Raw genomic sequence first — 18,037 nt, 5'->3', positions numbered from 1 at the left:
CCGGCAAGCTGGATGGTTGTCACGTTGATAGTCTGCCTTGCCCCTTTGGCACACTGAAGCGGACTGACCGTAAACGGCGCAGGAGGGGCAGTAATCTATCGCATGAACGAACGACCGGTCTTGATGACCATGCAAGGTGTCGCGAATGTCGGCTTTGTTGGCGATTGCGAATCCACCCGTTGTTTCGCCTGTATGTTGGCTTTCCCAGTATCGATAACACGCAATCAGAAGGCAGCTTGCGGCCCAGGACAGGCAATATTCCGCTGCGTGATTGAAGGGCCGGTTTCGACGGCCAAGTTGGCGTTCTTGGACGTTTGCTTTGTTGGCAACTTCGGGCCCGCCCACTATTCCCTTCGAATTTTTGCGCCCCAGTTCCGGAGCCTTGAACCAGACAGATAGAAGACGGCCTAACTATTGGCCTCGATATGGTTCGCAGCCAATGCCATCGCCGTCTCCATCTAAGCGATCGGAAAAGCCCGGTTCCGAGCTGAAAAGCGGCGCAACACCAGCAGCACGGACTTCATCGCAACCAGAGTACTTATAGCCTGGTGGTAATGCCTCAAGGATGGCATTACGCTTTTAAGCATTGTCCCAGGCATTCGCGCCGAATGCGATGGCGAGGCCTGATACGCAGGCAACAAACCCGTATCGCTTCGCAGTCTCGAAGGTCGTCTCAGTCTCCTTCGGCCGCCGTTGCCGGCTAGGGCCGGAATTGCCGAGGAGAATGACGTCGAGACATCCGGCCTATCTACCATGCAATTGTAAAGGCCCGCTTACTGCGCCTATCTTGAAGAGGATTTGGATGCACAACCAAGGTTAGGATCGGCTCCATTACCAGCGGCAGAAAACTCGAAATCGGCCCATGAAGCGCTGAAATCCGCAACCTGAACGAACGACCGGTTTTGACGATGAAACAAGCCGTCGCGAATGACGTTTGTTTAGGGAAGCGGACATCACGCTTAAGCTCACGCAGCAAGGCGATGGTGTTGGGACGTCGGCTGGCAAAGGATCTTCTCATCTGTAGCGTTCGCCCAGCAAGTACCGAGCGACATCTTCCAGATCCTTGCGATTTCCGGATGTCATTAGGGACATCGCGCACTTACCTTGAAATAGTGGTGCTCGATTAGCCGCACGCACCCAATCTCTCGATCGCTCATGGTTAAGCAGGATCACCAGCGATGCATAGATCGAGAGGGCACAGCCTATGCCTTCCAAAACGTTGTTAGAGAGCGAGACTTGATGCCCAGCTCGAGCATGATCCATCCACTCCTGCAGGACCTCTTCGTCGACTCCTAGCAGTAAGCGTTGCTCTGAAACGCTCATGTTCCAATGCGCTGCAATTCTGCCGAATGCACGTAGGCAGATGCTATCTCTGCTCGCACTTTCGGACTCAACTTTAGGCTTGCCCATCAGATGTAAACTCCAGCCTCAATATCACCAGTCATATCGATTACGAACGCAAGACCTTCATCCGACAGCGCGGCACGTTCGAGAGGTGTTTGGCCATCCAGCCAGCGATGGTATTTTTTTATAAAGAAGATGCTGACCTAAAGGTCCCCGGCCCATATGCGCATTGCTACTTCCAAGGCAGCGCGATTGGATCGTTCTCCGGCGGCCCCGACCAAATGCACTGCTTCGCACAGCGAAACTCCCACATCAGAAATCCGGCCCACATCCCTGAGGTTCAACAAGCTTGGATTGCTAGGCATCGCAAGTACGGGAGGCTTGACCTAGTTCCTCCTGACGACGAAATTAGGACCGGTTTGAGCGGCAGGACATATCGAACTGTCAATCATCTAAACCGAAGACCGTAGCCAGTCCGGTATCGTCGAGATCATCGGGTCTTTCGCGTATAGTTATCGGTTCGTACCGCACATTGGGCGGCAAGGGCTCGTAGCGTTCATCTCCAGGCTGAAGCGTAATCGTGAACGGGCGAATTTTCCCGTCCTCGTTCACAGCCTGCAGTCTTTTGGAGCCACGCCAAGGATAACAGCGGATCTCAAGGTTCGTCAGGCAGTCAACACCGTGTTGCTCGAAAAAGTCGATTATCTTTTGAAGGTCCTTCGCAATATAAGGACGCTGCGGAGAGTAGCTGTAACAAATGTGCATGACCGTTCCTCCAAATTATAATGGTGGGCGGCTAAGTTACATGCTGTAAAAGTGAGCCCTCACCGAGGCATCGCCACCTTTGAGCACAGCCTTTAGCATGCGAGTCGCCGACCCGTCCGCGAACTCTCCGGCCGAGCGAGAACAACTAAGATTAACCAGCCCGCCGTTGGGGCTCACCAGCGATGATTAGTGCATCACTGCACTAGTGAGTCTCTATACCACCAATGAATGAGATATAAAAGCCGTGGCGTATTAGCCCGTAGACGTTTCCGCGACCTGTTGTCAGCTAAGCAACGTGACTAAGCGCGCTGTTCAAATCGTTGGGGCCAAGATCCGTAGGATGCGCGAAGACGCGGGCTTCTCGCAGGAAAAGTTCGCGCAAAAAATTCAAATTGATCGATCATACTACGGGCGTATCGAGCGGGGCGCACAAAACATAAGTATTACGACCATTTGTGCGATTGCGTCAGGCCTAGGGGTCAGTCCGGCAGTCCTTCTTGCAGACTTAACGATATCGGATTGTTCAGAGGCTACGCCGCATTCGACCTGAGCGATTTTGTCGCATCCATGTCGCGCGGAAGAATCCGCATTAACGCGCAAAGTCACGAAAGCCGCGGAAATCTGCGGAAAAATTCGGTAAATGCGATTGGTGCTTAAATCCCGTGGGAATTTATTACCCAAATTCTTGCTTTTCTTAGGAAAAGCAGTGGATGCCCCGTGAGGATTCGAACCTCAATTGACGGAGTCAGAGTCCGTAGTCTTACCATTAGACGACGGGGCATCGCGACCGGCGATGGACAGCCGGGAAGGCGCGGCACTTAGTCGCGCGGTCGGGCAAGGTCAAGAGAAGCCAGTTCCGATCAGAGGCGAAACCCTTGCCCTGCACGTCACGCCGCACTAGCATCGTTGTCAGGTCTTCGCGCTGCATGTTTGTGGCGCGGCAAGGAAAACAAGAAAGTACCCCGCATGGCGGATGTTTCTCCGCCGGACATCAAAAGGGGGGCTGAACGAAAGAAGGGCGGCACGTCCGGCACTGTAGCCGATTTCCGCTACAAGCGTCCTTCCCAGCCCGAAAAGCGCAAGCAGTCCACGCTAAGGCGGTCGGGCTCGCATGGCGCGCACAATGCCAAACCTGTACGGACAGGCGAAAGGCGGCAGGCGTTCGCCGCGCTTGATCTTGGCACCAACAATTGCCGCCTGCTGATCGCCCGGCCCTCGGGCGAGAACTTCACCGTGATCGATGCCTTCAGCCGGGTCGTGCGCTTGGGCGAAGGTCTGGCCGCAAGCGGCAAACTGTCCGACGCTGCGATGGAACGCACACTTGCTGCGCTGCATGTCTGCGCGGAGAAGCTCAAGCGGCGCAACGTCCATCTGGCGCGTTCGGTCGCGACCGAAGCCTGCCGCCGGGCGACCAATGGCGCCGATTTCATCGCCCGGGTGCGCGAGGAAACCGGTATCGCGCTCGACATAATTTCCGCACAGGAGGAGGCCCGACTTGCGGTGCTCGGTTGCCATATCCTGCTCGAAGACGGTGAAGGCCCGGCGGTGGTGTTCGACATCGGTGGCGGTTCGACCGAGCTGGTATTGATCGAACCGGGCGGCCCGGTACCGCGCATCCTCGACTGGCTGAGTGTGCCATGGGGCGTTGTGTCGCTGACCGACAGCGTTGCGCCTCCCGGTGGCAGCGACGAAGACCGGCGGGCACGCTATGCTTCGATGCGCAAGCTGGTCGATGACAGCTTCGCGCCCTTCGTAGAGCGTGTGGCCCCGGTTGCCAGACAGGCCAAACATGTTCGGCTGCTCGGCACCAGCGGGACCGTCACCACGCTCGCCAGCCTGCATCTCGAACTCCCGCATTACGACCGTCAGGCCGTGGACGGATTGATCGTGCCGAGCGACAGTATGCGGGATATTTGCCGTCGGCTTGCGACGATGAGCGCCGCCGAACGCAAGACGGTGCCGTGCATCGGCGAAGATCGAGCGCGGATGGTGGTGGCGGGTTGCGCTATTCTCGAATCTATCCTCGATATCTGGCCGGCACGTGATCTGGCCGTCGCCGATCGCGGCATTCGCGAGGGTATCCTGCGCAGCCTGATCGCCGCCAATTCGCAAGGCCAGCAATCCCGGTCGGAAATCCAGAGCCAGCGAGACGACCTGTGAGTCGCGCCGGTCGCAACCCGGACAAACGCGTCAAGACGGCGCGCGGCAGGACGGCGTCTTCGGTGCGTTGGCTGGAGCGGCAGCTCAACGATCCCTACGTCAAGCAGGCGAAGGCCGATGGGCTGCGTAGCCGCGCGGCCTACAAGTTGATCGAGCTGGACGAAAAATTCGCGATCCTCAAAGGGGTCACGCGTGTCGTCGACCTCGGGATCGCTCCGGGTGGATGGAGTCAGGTTATCCGTCGGCGTCTGCCCAAGGCTGGCGTGGTCGGGATCGATCTTCTGCCGACCGAGCCGATCGAGGGCGTGACGATCTTCGAGATGGATTTCATGGCCGACGACGCGCCCGCCAGGCTTCAGGAAGCGCTCGATGGGCCACCCGACTTGGTCATGAGCGACATGGCGGCCAACACTGTCGGCCACAAACAGACCGACCACCTTCGCACAATGGGACTGGTGGAAGCTGCTTCATGGTTCGCGATCGAGACATTGGCGGAAGGCGGCACGTTCCTCGCCAAGGTTTTGGCTGGCGGGACCGATACCGAGCTTCTCGCGCTGCTCAAGAAGCACTTCCGAACCGTTAAGCACGCCAAGCCACCCGCGAGCCGCAAGGGCTCGTCGGAATGGTACGTGATTGCACAGGGGTTTAAAGGCCGCGCCGAAGACATCCCCGGCTAACGACCGTAAAGGCGCTGGAAGAAATCAGGCCTTGGGCGCTGCGTCCTTGGTCTCTGCCGCGGGCGTATCACTGGATTTCTCAGCCGGTGCTGCGCTGCCATCTGCCGCAGGCGTAGCATCGCCCTTTGCATCAGTTGCCTTGGCGTCCTTCGATGCATCCGCTGCCGGGGCGGCTGGCGGCGGATATGCCGGACCTCCGCCATTGGCCTTGAGATAAGCAATGACATCGGCGCGATCCTGCGGATTTGAAAGACCGGCAAAGCTCATCTTTGTGCCCGGCGCAAAGCTGCGCGGACTGGTCAACCAATGGTCGAGGTTCTCGTAGGTCCAGTTGCCGCCATGGCCGGAGAGTGCACTTGAGAACGCATAGCCGTTCTTGCCCTCACCCATCGGCACCCCGATCGTACCATACAAATTGGGCCCGATCCCGTTGGGGCCGCCCTGGTTGATCGTGTGGCACGAAGTGCACTTGGCGAAAACCTTCTCGCCCTTCGACACGTCGGCATTTGCCAGCACGGTGCCCAGATCGTAGGTCGGCTTGTCCGAATCGCCGCCTTCTGCGGCACCTTCAATGAAATAGCCCATCTTTTCAGGCGATTCCGGCTTGTCGGCATGGAAATAAAGCCCGCTGAAAATCGAGGCGCCCAACGCGACGATTCCAGAAAACAAGACCCAACCGGCGGCAGTGTTAAAGCGATCGTCCATGCGTGATTGCCCGCAAGAATGCGTCCCCCATTAAATTCGAGCATTCCTCTAATGGGGCTTGCGCATGGTGGCAAGAGGGGCGCTGGGTGCTTGCCCAGCTTGCGTCCTGCGGATAGCAGCGGCGTACTATGCGCAAATTTCCCAAGCCCGCCGCCGCACTGGTCGATACCATGCGTTCTGCCGCCGGAGCAGCTCCTGCGGGCGCTGTCGCTTTTGGTGGTGCACCGGGATCGAATTCGCATCAGGCAACCATGGCTCATCAGCCCGATTGCTTGCCATTGCCCTGCTACAGCTTCGACGATGCAATCGATGCGGTGCGCTCCGGCGCTGCTGGCGCGGCGATGATCCCGATCGACAATTCGCAGGCAGGTCGCGTCGCCGATATCCATTTCCTGCTGCCTGAAAGCGGGCTGTTCATCGTGGCCGAATATTTCATGCCCATCACTCACGCGCTGATGGGGTTGAGCAGGGGGCCTTTCGAAGCCGCCTACAGCCATCCGCATGCGCTCGCCCAATCACGCAAGTTCCTCGCCGAGCGAGGCCTGGTCGCGATGAGCTACGCTGATACGGCTGGTGCCGCTGCGCTGGTCGCTGATCGGGGCGACCCCAGCTTTGCAGCCATTGCACCGCCGCTAGCTGCCGAGCTCTATGGCCTCACCATCGTAGAGGACAAAGTCGAGGACACGCATGACAACACCACCCGCTTCGTGGTGCTGGCGGCTCATGCTCTCGACCCGCACACGCTGGAAGGGAAGTCAGCGATGACAAGCTTCCTGTTCGAAGTGCGCAATGTGCCGGCCGCTCTCTACAAGGCGCTGGGGTGCTTCGCGACGGCAGGGGTAAATATGACCAAGCTCGAAAGCTATCAGGTCGGCACGAGTTTTGCCGCCACACGCTTTTATGCCGAGATCGAAGGCATGCCGGGCGACCGGCGTGTGGACAGCGCGCTTGAGGAACTGACCTTCCATTGCCAGGGGGATGTCCAGATGCTTGGCAGTTACGCACAGGCCAGGAAGCGCGGCTGAGTTTCGTTCTCAACGTCAGCTTGCCCTGTGGTCGATCGGTTCCGATATTGCAGCCAACGACAAGGAGAGCGATGATGAGCGAATTCGGCTTTGAGAGCACCGCAGACGAAGTCCTGGCCGACAAGGATCTGAGCACCAGGGTGGTATTTATCACCGGCGCTTATTCCGGGCTCGGCCGCGAGACCGCGCGTGCGATGGGAGCAAAGGGCGCGCATCTGATCCTTTCCGGGCGAGATGCCGCAAAACTGGAATCGGCAGCCAGGGAAATTTCTCAAGAGACAGGTGCCGAGGTCGAGACGCTGGTGTGCGATCTCGCTTCGCTCGATTCGATCAGGACTGCAGCCAAGGATGCCACCGAACGGTTCGAACGGATCGATATTCTCATCAACAATGCCGGCGTGATGGCCGCCCCGCTCGGGCGTACGGCCGACGGGTTCGAAACCCAGTTCGGCACCAATCACCTCGGCCATTTCCTGCTCACCAACCTGCTGATGCCATTGGTCGAGAATGGCAGCGCACAGCGGATCGTCAACCTGTCGAGCCGCGGCCATCACTTCGACCAGGTCCATTTCGACGATCCGAATTTCGAACACCGGGACTATGACAAATGGCAGGCCTATGGTCAGTCCAAGACGGCCAATATCCTGTTCTCGGTCGGTCTTGAAAAGCGCCTGAAGAGCAAGGGGATCCACGCCTATGCAGTGCATCCGGGAGGCATCATGACCAATCTTGGGAGGCACATGAGCGAACAGGACATCCAGTTCATGATGGCTCGTATGCGCAAGCTGGCGGAGGAAAGCGGAAGCTCGGGCGAAGGCTTCAAGTCGATCCCACAGGGCGCGGCAACGACGTGCTGGGTCGCGACCGCTTCCGAACTGGCGGACCGCGGCGGCCTTTATGCCGAAAACTGTCACGTTGCCGAAATCGACGATGACAGCACAACAGAAGGCGTTCGTTCCTATGCGATCGAGCCGAAAAAGGCCGAGCAGCTTTGGAAATTGTCGGAAGAACTGGTGGGCGAAACTTTCGCCTACTGATCCTTCACAGCCAGCGCAGCCGCTTGAACAGCACCACCAGGCCGACCAGCACGAGACCGCAGATACCGGCCACGGTCCAGAACGCTTCCGGGTTGTCGACCCCCGGCATACCGCCGACGTTGATACCCAGCAGGCCAGTGAGAAAGGACAGTGGCAGGAACACCCCCGCGACCACGGTCAGCATATAGGTGGCGTTCTCGTTCGAGGACAGGCTGCGTGCGCGCAATTCGTCCTGCAACACCAGCGCGCTTTCCTTGCTGATGTCGACATCGTCGATGTAGCGGCGCAAGCGCGCAATCGATTCAGCGATTTCCCGGCGGTCATCGGATTCGAACCAAGATGGCGCTTCGCGGCTGATGTGCTCGAGCGCCTCATGCTGGGGTGACATGTGGCGTTTGAGCGCCAGGCAATTGCGGCGGATCGTCGAAATGCGCTTGAGCATCCCCTCGGGATCACGCTCAGGGTCTTCATCCTCAAGCTGGTCGATCACTTCGTTCATATCGACGATCGACTGGTTCATGCGGGTAATCAGAAGCTCGGCCAGCAGGCTGATGGTTGCCCCGGCATCGACTGGGCCAGATCCGCTGTCGAGCCGCGCCATCACCTCGCGCGGGGTTTGCAGGGGTGAACTGCGCAAGGTCACCAGCCGCCGACCATCGCTCCACAATTGCAGCGAGACCATATCCTCGGGCTCGGCTCCGGGATTGAAGTTGATCCCGCGCAGCGTTGCCACAAGCGCCAGCCCTTCGCGAAAAGCGCGCGGCCTCGTGCCCTGCGAGGTGAGCAGTTCCGCAGTCGGTTCGGGAATACCGAATTGCGATTCGAGCCATTGCTGAACACCGGGCGCATCGCGACGGATATGCAGCCACAGGACATCCTGCTGACCACTTGGCGTCCAACCGTGCGCCTCCTCCCATGAAATCGGCCGTCCGCCACCTTCGCCATCGAGCACACGCCCGAACAGCAATGCGTCATTTCCGGCGGCTTCATCGGTCAAATCGTCATGTTCGCGCATCGCATTCATCTGCCGCAGAATTTTAACGCTGTCACGGGCCGAGCGTGTCATTGCCCCTTCATCATCCGGGGTCTATATTGCGTGTCATGTCAGCAATACGTCCATGGCGCACGATCGAGCGCCGCAAAAGCCGCCAAATCATGGTCGGCAATGTCCCCGTCGGCGGCGACGCGCCGATCACGGTACAGACCATGACCAATACCCCGACCGAGGACGTCGGCGCGACGATCGACCAGATCCGCCGCTGCGAAGATGCAGGTGCGGACATCATCCGCGTGTCCTGCCCCACCGCCGATTCGACTGCGCATTTCGACAAGATCACACGCGCCGCCAATATCCCGATCGTTGCCGACATACATTTCCATTACAAACGCGCACTCGAAGCGGCAGACAAGGGCGCGGCCTGCCTGCGCATCAATCCGGGCAATATCGGCTCGTCGGAGCGCGTGGCCGAAGTCGTCCGCGCAGCGAAAGCCAATGGTTGCGCAATCCGCATCGGCGTGAACGCCGGGAGCCTTGAGAAAGACCTGCTCGAAAAATACGGCGAGCCCTGCCCCGAAGCCCTGATCGAAAGCGCGCTCGATCATATCAAGCTGCTACAGGACCACGATTTCCACGAGTACAAGGTGGCTGTGAAGGCGAGCGACGTTTTCCTCGCGGTGGCAGCCTATCACGGCCTTGCGGAAACGGTCGATTGCCCGCTCCATCTTGGCATTACCGAGGCAGGCGGATTGATCGGCGGCACGGTCAAGAGCTCGATCGGGATGGGTAGCCTGCTGTGGGCGGGGATCGGCGATACCATCCGGGTTTCGCTTTCTGCCGAACCGGAGCAGGAAGTGCGCGTGGGGTTCGAAATTCTCAAGTCGCTGGGCCTTCGGACGCGCGGCGTGCGCGTCGTGTCATGCCCGAGTTGCGCGCGGCAGGGCTTCGACGTCATTCGCACCGTTCAGGCGCTGGAGGAACGGCTCCAGCATATAAAGACACCGCTCTCGCTTTCGGTATTGGGCTGCGTGGTCAATGGTCCGGGCGAAGCGCGTGAAACCGATATCGGCATCACCGGCGGCGGTGCGGGCAAGCATATGGTCTATCTGTCTGGCGTCACCGATCACCACGTACAGGACGCCGATATGCTCGACCATATCGTTTCGTTGGTCGAGACACGGGCTGCCGAGATAGAGGCAGCGGCAGACGCAGAAATATCTGGCAAAGATGCGCTTGAGATAGCGGAATAGCGTCTGCATTACAGGCGATGGAATTTACGCGGTTTTAAAGCCCTTGCCCACATGATCGAGCGATGCGCAACGCACTGCTCATCGCCCTTGGAACGATCATCGCCGTCGGATGGCTCGCTTCGCCACAGAAGCCAGTAGCCGAAGCTTCTTCGAAGGAGGCAGCGCTCACGGCGAGCAAGCAGGTCACCGAAGCGGAGAAGCAGCGCAAGCTGGACAATTACTTCGCCGGTACAGCTGAATTGTCGCGCTCTGCGGACGGCCATTTTTACAGCGATGTCTCGGTCAACCGCACGAGGATTCACGCTTTGGTCGATACAGGCGCAAGCGTCGTCGCGCTTACCGGGGCGGACGCCAGCGCGATCGGACTGCGTTGGAATCAGGCGGACGTTCGCGTCGTGGGCAGCGGAGCCAGCGGCCCTGTGGAGGGTGTGCCAGTCACGCTCGACAGCGTCGAACTCGGTCGCCACGAGGCACGACAGGTTCAGGCGGTAATCATTCCCAAGGGCCTCGACGTGTCATTGTTGGGCCAATCCTATCTCACCACAGTGGATCCGGTGCGAATCGAGGGCGATCGAATGCTGCTTGGCGGGTGACCCAACCGTCCGGGCGCTTTGCACTTGGCGGCAGATAGGATGCTCTGTTACGGTGTTGCAACGATGGATAGACGCACACTCATCAAGACCGGTATTCTTGCAGGAGCCGCCTTCAGTGCCGCTCCGCGCGTCTTCGCACAGCCTGCCTCTCCCACTGCCGCTCGCGACCTTCAACTTGCTGAATTGGCACAACGCGAGATTGCGCTTGCGGGCTCGGCTCTGTGGCACCGCGATCTGGTGGCTATTGCCGATTTCGGCCTGCATTCGGCGAGCAAACGTTTTCACTTCGTCGATATGGACGGCGGACGGGTAGACAGCTTCCTCGTTACGCACGGCTATGGGTCCGACAAGGAACACGACGGCTGGCTAAAACGATATTCGAATATCGAAGAATCGCTGTGCACCTGCCGCGGCTCTTTCAGGACGCGCAGCTGGTACGACGGCAAATACGGCACGTCGATGCGTATCGATGGGATGGACCCGACCAATTCCAACGCCCTGCCCCGCGCCATCGTGATGCATCCGGCCGACTATGCAACAGAGGAACATGTTCAGCGCTGGGGCAAGCTGGGCCGGTCCGACGGATGCTTTGCCATGGACCCGGCCAAATTCCACGAAGCCCTGATCCGCCTGAGCGGCGGGCGTCTGCTGTTTGCCGGGAGCCTTGGCCTCGCGGAAGACGGCTCTGTCGTAACCCCGCCCGACCCCCAGACCGATATGCTTCCCCAGACGGCCACCGGCGGCACCATCGAACGCGATATTCAGCGCATTACCGTCTGAGGCACCGGCCCAGCGCCGGTCAGGTCTGTAGATCGTCTATGATCGGTACCACCTTCTCGCTCGTCTTGCGCGCGCGGTTGGCCTCACGCGGCTTGCTGAATGAGGCGATCACAGGGGCGTCGCGATCGTAGATATCGTCGAAGGTCCTGAGCTTGCCGTCGACGTCGGATGCCATGGTGAAATAGGTCAGATAAACCGGCCATGGATTGGTCAGCGGGTAGCGCGTGTATTTTCCGCTGGTCGAGATGTCCTGCACCTCGGCCTGGATTGTCGGAATGTCCTCTTTGCTGGTCATGTTGCCGAGCATCGCCATGGTCATGCCCAGTTCGCGCGCGTCCTGCACCCGCACGCAGCCATGTGACAGATCGCGATCCGTCTTGTTGAACAGATAACGCTGCGGCGTGTCGTGGATGAAGATCGCATGTGGGTTGGGCATGTCGAGCTTCATCAGCCCAAGTGAATTGTTCGCCCCGGGTTGCTGGACCACATAGGTGACACCATCCGCCCCCTTGGTCGCTTTGTAGCCGGCAGACTTGGCCCAGGCGGGATTGTTGAGCACTTTTGCACCCAATCCTTCACCCTGAACGATCGACTGCGGGACCGTCCAGGTCGGATTGAACACCACCGCCTCCACGCTTTCGGCGAGTTGCGGCGTCGCGGTGCGGCCCGGTTTGCCGACAATTGCCCGGTAGCTTTTGATGATGCGGTTATGGACCACAAGCCGCAGCTTATATTCAGGGATGTTGGTGAGCAGGTAATGCGTGCCGAGATCCTGCGGCAGCCACCGCCAGCGATCCATATTGGCGCGAATCAACAGGCGCTTCTGGGGATCGGTAGTCTTCGCCAGCTCTGCCTTCAACTTGGCATAGTCGGGATTGACCGGGTCGAGCCCATGCAGGGTCGCGGCAATCTTGCCCGTCTTGACCGCTTGGGCGAGCAGCTTGCCCGTCGGCATCCGGTCCGGATCGGGATCGACCACGAACCATTGCAGGCGGTCTTCCATCGGCGTGCGTCCGTCGCGCAAATCCTCGACCAGCCAGTCAAAGGTCTGGCTGGCGGCCTGATTGAGCGCATCGCCCGGTCCCTGCGCTATCGCCGCAGCCAACGCGTCCAGCTGGTAATCCTTGGGGTCCAGGCCTTCCGTGCCGATCCCTTCGGCGTATTTCACGAGTGCCTTGGCCTGCAGTACGGTCCAGTTCGCGACCATAGCATAGGTCGGCTGCACGACCTCATGCTGCTCGAACTCGGTGAAGCTTTGTTCAACGGTAGGATGGTCGGCCTGCGCCTCCGTATCCTGCCCCGTTGCGGTCATTGGCGATGCCGATGGCACCGGTGATGGCTTGGCATGTGCTGCCGGGTCGGGTGGCAGCAGATCTTGCGGCGCGTTCTGCGCCAGCACCGGATTGGCCACGATAGCTATAGCCGCCGCACCGAAAAGGAATGTCTTCGCGTTCATATCAAAACCCCAAAGCCCCTGCCGGAGCACGGCGGGACCATAGCAATATCAATGCCGTCATTCCAGCAACGCGCCTGAAGCAGGCGTGAATCGTCACCGGACAGGTGACCTGTCTGCGACGAAGCGTTACGTCACCTGCGATATGGCCCGATCATACGCAGCCTTGCCGATCCTCGCCGCACTTTTCGGCATCGCCTGCCTTTCGCTGATGGACGCCTTCATGAAGGGCGCGTCGCTCGCCATCGGCGCATACAGTGCCGCCTGGCTACGCTCGACCATGGGAGCCGCATTGGCAACGCCGCTATGGCTCCTGCGCGGCGGTCGCTGGCCACACAGGCCTGTACTGGAACTGCACGTCCAGCGAGGCGTGGTATCCACCTTCATGGCGATCACTTTTTTCTATGCCCTGACCAAGCTCGCGATTGCCGAAGCAATCGCCATCAGTTTCGTGGCTCCGATCCTCGCGCTGTACCTTGCCCACACATTGCTGGGCGAATCGATCCACCGGGCCGCCATCCTTGCCGCCATCCTTGGATTGGCCGGCACGCTGGTCATAGTCGGTGGCAAGATCTCGCGCAGCACATTCGATAACGATACGATGCTTGGGCTCGCGGCGATCCTCACCTCGGCGGCATTATACGCCTATAATTTCATCCTGATCCGCCGTCAGTCGCAGGCCGCTGGTCCGCTTGAGATCGCCGCGTTCCACTCGGGCGTTTCCGCAATGGTTCTGGGCATTGCCGCCCCATTCCTGTTCACCGCACCAGCCATCGGAAATCTATGGGGGATTGCCTGCGCGGCGGCGCTCACCGTCATCGGCGCTATCGCAATCGCTTGGGCCTATGCGCGCGAAGAGGCGCAGGCGCTGGTGCCGATGGAATATAGCGGATTTCTGTGGGCCAGTCTGTTCGGCTGGCTGTTTTTTCGCGAAAAGCTCGCGGTCACGACAATCATCGGCGCCGGATTGATCGTCCTGGGCTGCTGGATCGCGGCGCGACGCAAGCGCACGGAGCAAGCGGCGATCTAGCGGATTTGCTGAGCCTGTTCGGCAGCTGCGGGCACACCTGCAAGAGAGATGGCCACACCGAAACAGGCGGCCACCGCCAATATCGTGCCGACCACAGCAATGCGAAGCGAACGTGACCTGGCTGAAGGTTTGCCCGTACCATTATCTCGCAAAACTGCCATTTTTTACTCCCTGACTACCGTTCCTAGCCTTTGCCTTGTTTCTGCCATATTAATGACGCGCACCTTTCAGCGGTTCCCCGCGCCGTCTGCCCCTAGGCTCGCCCCTTGATTTTCTGGCCCGCACAGCGCAGGTGCGCGGCACATACAGCCGCCTTGTCCATTGATGAGGTGACGGCTCCAGAAAGAAAGGATTGGCACAGGCATGACCGAGGTCGGCAAGGACACGCTCGCAACCCGCTCGAAACTCACCGTGAACGGAAAGGATTATACCTATTATTCCTTTGCCAAAGCGGCGGCGAAGATCGGGGACGTTTCCCGGTTGCCCTTCAGCCTTAAGGTTCTGCTGGAGAACATGCTGCGGTTCGAGGACGAAGGCTTCACCGTCGGCGAAGATCATATCCGTGCAATCGCCAACTGGCAGAAGAATCCCAAGACCGGCCAGGAAATCCAGTATCGCCCTGCCCGCGTGCTGCTGCAGGATTTCACCGGCGTTCCCTGTGTCGTCGACCTGGCCGCCATGCGCGATGCCATCGGCAAGCTCGGCGGCGATACCGCCAAGATCAATCCGCAGGTTCCCGTAAACCTCGTCATCGATCACTCGGTGATGGTGGACGAGTTCGGCACGCCCAAGGCTTTTGCCCAGAACGTCGAGCTTGAATATCACCGCAATGCCGAACGCTATGACTTCCTCAAATGGGGATCAAAAAGCTTCCAGAATTTCTCCGCCGTTCCTCCGGGCACCGGCATCTGCCACCAGGTAAACCTCGAACATATCGCGCGCTGCGTATGGGCGAGCGAGAACCCCGATGGCGAATTGGTTGCCTATCCCGATACTTGTGTTGGCACTGACAGCCACACCACCATGGTCAATGGCCTGGGCGTGCTGGGCTGGGGCGTCGGCGGGATCGAGGCGGAGGCCGCGATGCTCGGCCAGCCGGTTTCGATGCTGATCCCCGAAGTGGTCGGTTTCAAGCTGACGGGCGAGATGGCCGAGGGCATTACCGCCACCGATCTCGTGCTGACCTGCGTGCAGATGCTGCGCGAAGTTGGCGTGGTCGGACGGTTCGTCGAATTCTACGGCCCGGGCGTTGCGACGCTGAGCGTGGCCGACCGTGCAACCATCGCCAATATGGCACCTGAATATGGCGCGACTTGCGGCTTTTTCGGCATCGATCAGAAGACCATCGATTATCTGCGCCTTACCGGCCGCCCGGAAGACCAGATCGCCCTCGTCGAAGCCTATTCCCGCGAACAGGGCCTGTGGTTCGAACCCGATCACGAGCCGATCTTCACCAACACGCTGGAGCTGGACATGGGCAAGGTCGTGCCCAGCCTCGCCGGTCCGAAGCGCCCGCAGGACAAGGTCGCGCTGCCGGAGGTGGACGAGCTGTTCAATGGCCAGCTCAAGAGCCTTTACAAAAAGGATGCGCCGGTGCGCGTGCCGGTCGACGAGAAAGGCCACGACATCGGCGATGGCGACGTGGTGATCGCCGCGATCACCAGCTGCACCAACACCTCCAACCCCGACGTGCTGATCGCCGCGGGCCTCGTCGCCAAGAAAGCGAATGAGAAGGGCCTGAAGCCCAAGCCGTGGGTCAAGACCAGCCTCGCGCCGGGATCGCAGGTTGTCACCGACTACCTCATCAAGGCAGGCTTGCAGGACCATCTCAACGCTATCGGCTTCGATCTGGTCGGTTACGGCTGCACCACCTGCATCGGCAATTCCGGGCCACTCGCCCCGCCGATCAGCAAAGCGATCAACGGCAACGATATCGTCGCCGCCAGCGTGCTGTCGGGCAACCGCAATTTTGAAGGCCGCGTCAGCCCCGATGTTCGCGCGAACTTCCTCGCCAGCCCGCCGCTGGTGGTTGCCTATGCGCTCAAGGGGACGGTGACCGAGGATATCACAACCACCCCGATCGGGCAGGACCAGAACGGTGACGACGTGATGCTGGCCGATATCTGGCCGAGCAACGAGGAGATCATCCGGGTGCGTTCGGGCGCGATCGATCGCAAGATGTTCGAGAGCCGCTATGCCGACGTCTACAAGGGCGACGAGCACTGGCAGGCGATCAAGGTCGAACCTTCCGATACCTATCGCTGGAAGCCGGGTTCGACCTATGTCGCCAACCCGCCGTTCTTCGACGGGATGGAGATGACTCCGGCTCCGGTGACCGACATCGTCGAAGCCCAGCCGCTCGCAATCCTCGGCGACAGCGTGACCACCGACCACATCAGCCCGGCAGGATCGATCAAGGAAGACAGCCCCGCAGGCAAGTATCTGATGGAGAACCAGGTCGCCAAGGCGGACTTCAACTCCTACGGCAGCCGCCGCGGCAATCACGAGGTGATGATGCGCGGCACCTTTGCCAATATCCGCATCCGCAACGAGATGGTTCCGGGCGTCGAGGGCGGCGTCACCACCTACAAGGGTGAGCAGATGCCGATCTATGACGCGGCGATGAAGCACAAGGCCGACGGTACACCGCTGGTCGTCGTGGCGGGCAAGGAATATGGCACCGGGTCGAGCCGCGACTGGGCGGCCAAGGGCACCGTCCTGCTCGGCGTTCGTGCCGTGATCGTCGAAAGTTTCGAGCGTATCCACCGGTCCAACCTCATCGGGATGGGCGTGCTGCCCCTCCAGTTCAAGAACGGCGACACGCGTGAGACGCTGGGCCTCAAGAGTGACGACAGCTTCACGATCCGTGGACTGGCCAACCTCACCCCGTCTCAGGACGTCGAAGTCGAAGTGACCCGTGCCGATGGCTCGACACTGTCCTTCACCGCCCAGTGCCGCATCGATACCGCCAACGAGATGGAGTATTACCGCAACGGCGGCATCCTCCAGTACGTGTTGCGTAACCTCGCAGCCTGACAATGATCGGGAGGGCTACTCGCCCTCCCCGAACAACCCCGCCTGGCCGCTCGCGGCGGGCGGGGTCATTTCCAGATGCGCCCATCCGCCATCGTTGAGGCACCGCCCGCGCGCCGTGCGCGCAATCAGGCCGAGCTGGATGAGATAGGGCTCGATCACCTCCTCCACCGTATCGCGTGGTTCGGACAGACCGGCGGCAAGCGTTTCGACCCCGACCGGACCGCCCTTGTATGTGGTCGCGATCATGGTGAGGTAACGCCGATCCATCGCATCGAGGCCGAGCGAATCGACCTCCAGCCGGGTCAGCGCATCGTCCGCCACAGCGCGGGTGATCCTCTCGGTCCCGGCGACATGGGCGAAATCGCGCACCCGGCGCAGCAATCGCCCGGCGACGCGCGGCGTTCCGCGGCTGCGTCGGGCGATCTCGCGCGCGCCGCCCTCGTCCACGCCCATGCCGAGCAAACCCGCGCCGCGCGTCACGACGCGCAGCAATTCGTCCTCGGTGTAGAAATTGAGCCGCACCGGGATGCCGAACCGATCGCGCAGCGGCGTGGTCAGCAGCCCCTGCCGCGTGGTCGCGCCGACCAGCGTGAACGGCGGCAGATCGATCCGCACGCTGCGCGCCGATGGCCCCTCGCCGATAATCAGGTCGAGCGCGCGGTCCTCCATCGCCGGATACAGAACCTCCTCGACCACCGGATTGAGCCGGTGGATCTCGTCGATGAACAGCACGTCATGCGGTTCGAGATTGGTCAGCAGCGCAGCCAGATCGCCTGCCTTGGCGATCACCGGGCCGCTGGTGGCGCGGAAACCCACGCCCAGCTCCTTGGCGACGATCTGCGCCAGCGTGGTCTTGCCGAGGCCGGGCGGGCCGAAGAATAGCACATGGTCCATCGCCTCGCCCCGCCCGCGCGCGGCCTCGATAAACACGCGCAGATTCTCGCGCGCCGCCGCCTGCCCGACGAACTCGCCGAGCGACTTGGGCCTGAGCGCAGCATCCGGATCTTCCGACTGGCGCTGGGCGGAGTGGAGGGGTTCAGTAGCGTTCAAAGTGGAACCGCGTGATCCAAAGTTGATGTAGCTTCGTGCCAGATTTTATTTCAACCATCTCTTGCCAGTCAGCGGAGGCAAAAGCTCTTCGAATTGCGCCTTCGACTCGATCTTTATGGGCGAGAGCATCTGACT

At 60.3% G+C, this 18,037-nt stretch carries 18 protein-coding genes and 1 tRNA gene; 10 read left to right on the top strand and 9 right to left on the bottom strand.

Annotated features, from left to right (window positions below; all coding sequences use genetic code 11):
- Positions 1 to 411: 411 nt before the first annotated feature.
- The 3 genes from GRI58_RS15690 to GRI58_RS12010 all read right to left on the bottom strand — a co-directional run bounded on the left by GRI58_RS15690 (position 412) and on the right by GRI58_RS12010 (position 1,956).
- Positions 412 to 567: an excalibur calcium-binding domain-containing protein gene (locus GRI58_RS15690; RefSeq protein WP_160753899.1), complete on the bottom strand. Its 156-nt coding sequence runs from the start codon at positions 565 to 567 to the stop codon at positions 412 to 414.
- A gap of 447 nt (positions 568 to 1,014) precedes the next feature.
- Positions 1,015 to 1,323, bottom strand: coding sequence for an antitoxin Xre/MbcA/ParS toxin-binding domain-containing protein (locus GRI58_RS12015; RefSeq protein ID WP_160753848.1), 309 nt, complete (start codon positions 1,321 to 1,323; stop codon positions 1,015 to 1,017).
- Positions 1,324 to 1,788: 465 nt separating this feature from the next.
- A complete protein-coding gene (locus GRI58_RS12010) occupies positions 1,789 to 1,956 on the bottom strand; it encodes a hypothetical protein (protein WP_160753847.1) in 168 nt (55 codons plus the stop codon).
- A 448-nt stretch (positions 1,957 to 2,404) separates the two neighbouring features.
- Between GRI58_RS12010 and GRI58_RS12005 the strand changes: the two genes are divergently transcribed.
- Positions 2,405 to 2,659, top strand: coding sequence for a helix-turn-helix domain-containing protein (locus GRI58_RS12005; protein ID WP_337190972.1), 255 nt, complete (start codon positions 2,405 to 2,407; stop codon positions 2,657 to 2,659).
- Positions 2,660 to 2,816: 157 nt separating this feature from the next.
- On the opposite strand, the gene GRI58_RS12000 is transcribed toward GRI58_RS12005, so the two are convergent.
- Positions 2,817 to 2,890 (bottom strand) — tRNA-Gln (locus GRI58_RS12000).
- A 185-nt stretch (positions 2,891 to 3,075) separates the two neighbouring features.
- Here GRI58_RS12000 and GRI58_RS11995 point away from each other — a divergent pair.
- Positions 3,076 to 4,269: a Ppx/GppA phosphatase family protein gene (locus GRI58_RS11995; RefSeq protein ID WP_160753845.1), complete on the top strand. Its 1,194-nt coding sequence runs from the start codon at positions 3,076 to 3,078 to the stop codon at positions 4,267 to 4,269.
- Positions 4,266 to 4,946 carry an SAM-dependent methyltransferase gene (locus GRI58_RS11990; RefSeq protein WP_160753844.1) on the top strand — a complete coding sequence of 227 codons (681 nt, stop codon included), beginning with the start codon at positions 4,266 to 4,268 and terminating at the stop codon, positions 4,944 to 4,946. The genes GRI58_RS11995 and GRI58_RS11990 overlap by 4 nt, the downstream gene beginning before the upstream one ends.
- A gap of 24 nt (positions 4,947 to 4,970) precedes the next feature.
- Here the strand turns inward: GRI58_RS11990 and GRI58_RS11985 are convergent, their stop codons facing one another.
- The gene (locus GRI58_RS11985) at positions 4,971 to 5,651 is read right to left on the bottom strand and encodes a c-type cytochrome (RefSeq protein WP_160753843.1); all 681 of its coding nucleotides are present in this window, start codon (positions 5,649 to 5,651) and stop codon (positions 4,971 to 4,973) included.
- Positions 5,652 to 5,779: 128 nt separating this feature from the next.
- Between GRI58_RS11985 and GRI58_RS11980 the strand changes: the two genes are divergently transcribed.
- Together GRI58_RS11980 and GRI58_RS11975 are read left to right on the top strand one after the other, a co-directional pair.
- Positions 5,780 to 6,676 carry a prephenate dehydratase gene (locus GRI58_RS11980; protein ID WP_160753842.1) on the top strand — a complete coding sequence of 299 codons (897 nt, stop codon included), beginning with the start codon at positions 5,780 to 5,782 and terminating at the stop codon, positions 6,674 to 6,676.
- Between the two features lie 74 nt (positions 6,677 to 6,750).
- Positions 6,751 to 7,713, top strand: coding sequence for an SDR family NAD(P)-dependent oxidoreductase (locus GRI58_RS11975; RefSeq protein ID WP_202386959.1), 963 nt, complete (start codon positions 6,751 to 6,753; stop codon positions 7,711 to 7,713).
- 4 nt (positions 7,714 to 7,717) lie between these two features.
- Here the strand turns inward: GRI58_RS11975 and GRI58_RS11970 are convergent, their stop codons facing one another.
- Positions 7,718 to 8,728: a zinc transporter ZntB gene (locus GRI58_RS11970; RefSeq protein WP_160753898.1), complete on the bottom strand. Its 1,011-nt coding sequence runs from the start codon at positions 8,726 to 8,728 to the stop codon at positions 7,718 to 7,720.
- Positions 8,729 to 8,814: 86 nt separating this feature from the next.
- Between GRI58_RS11970 and ispG the strand changes: the two genes are divergently transcribed.
- The 3 genes from ispG to GRI58_RS11955 all read left to right on the top strand — a co-directional run bounded on the left by ispG (position 8,815) and on the right by GRI58_RS11955 (position 11,333).
- Positions 8,815 to 9,960 (top strand): flavodoxin-dependent (E)-4-hydroxy-3-methylbut-2-enyl-diphosphate synthase, encoded by a 1,146-nt coding sequence (ispG, locus tag GRI58_RS11965; protein ID WP_160753840.1) that lies wholly within the window; start codon positions 8,815 to 8,817, stop codon positions 9,958 to 9,960.
- 62 nt (positions 9,961 to 10,022) lie between these two features.
- Positions 10,023 to 10,553 (top strand): retropepsin-like aspartic protease family protein, encoded by a 531-nt coding sequence (locus tag GRI58_RS11960; RefSeq protein WP_160753839.1) that lies wholly within the window; start codon positions 10,023 to 10,025, stop codon positions 10,551 to 10,553.
- A 63-nt stretch (positions 10,554 to 10,616) separates the two neighbouring features.
- Positions 10,617 to 11,333, top strand: a complete 717-nt coding sequence (locus tag GRI58_RS11955) for a murein L,D-transpeptidase catalytic domain-containing protein (protein ID WP_160753838.1) — start codon at positions 10,617 to 10,619, stop codon at positions 11,331 to 11,333.
- 19 nt (positions 11,334 to 11,352) lie between these two features.
- On the opposite strand, the gene GRI58_RS11950 is transcribed toward GRI58_RS11955, so the two are convergent.
- Positions 11,353 to 12,789, bottom strand: a complete 1,437-nt coding sequence (locus tag GRI58_RS11950) for a L,D-transpeptidase family protein (protein WP_160753837.1) — start codon at positions 12,787 to 12,789, stop codon at positions 11,353 to 11,355.
- 85 nt (positions 12,790 to 12,874) lie between these two features.
- On the opposite strand from GRI58_RS11950, the gene GRI58_RS11945 reads away from it, so the two are divergent.
- Positions 12,875 to 13,816, top strand: coding sequence for a DMT family transporter (locus tag GRI58_RS11945; RefSeq protein WP_337190971.1), 942 nt, complete (start codon positions 12,875 to 12,877; stop codon positions 13,814 to 13,816).
- Here the strand turns inward: GRI58_RS11945 and GRI58_RS11940 are convergent.
- Entirely contained in the window at positions 13,813 to 13,977 is a 165-nt protein-coding gene (locus GRI58_RS11940; RefSeq protein WP_160753836.1) for a hypothetical protein, read from the bottom strand. The two genes, GRI58_RS11945 and GRI58_RS11940, sit on opposite strands and share 4 nt — an antisense overlap.
- Before the next feature lie 202 nt (positions 13,978 to 14,179).
- On the opposite strand from GRI58_RS11940, the gene acnA reads away from it, so the two are divergent.
- Positions 14,180 to 16,852, top strand: coding sequence for an aconitate hydratase AcnA (acnA, locus tag GRI58_RS11935; RefSeq protein ID WP_160753835.1), 2,673 nt, complete (start codon positions 14,180 to 14,182; stop codon positions 16,850 to 16,852).
- A gap of 15 nt (positions 16,853 to 16,867) precedes the next feature.
- Here acnA and ruvB read toward each other — a convergent pair whose 3' ends face one another.
- On the bottom strand, positions 16,868 to 17,902 hold the full coding sequence (gene ruvB, locus GRI58_RS11930) for a Holliday junction branch migration DNA helicase RuvB (RefSeq protein ID WP_160753834.1): 1,035 nt from the start codon (positions 17,900 to 17,902) through the stop codon (positions 16,868 to 16,870).
- Positions 17,903 to 18,037 lie beyond the last annotated feature (135 nt).

This window comes from Qipengyuania algicida (assembly GCF_009828025.1).
GTDB classification, from domain to species: Bacteria; Pseudomonadota; Alphaproteobacteria; order Sphingomonadales; family Sphingomonadaceae; genus Qipengyuania; species Qipengyuania algicida.
The sequence above is the reverse complement of the archived record's forward strand: the minus strand, read 5'-3'. Positions and strand labels throughout refer to the sequence as shown.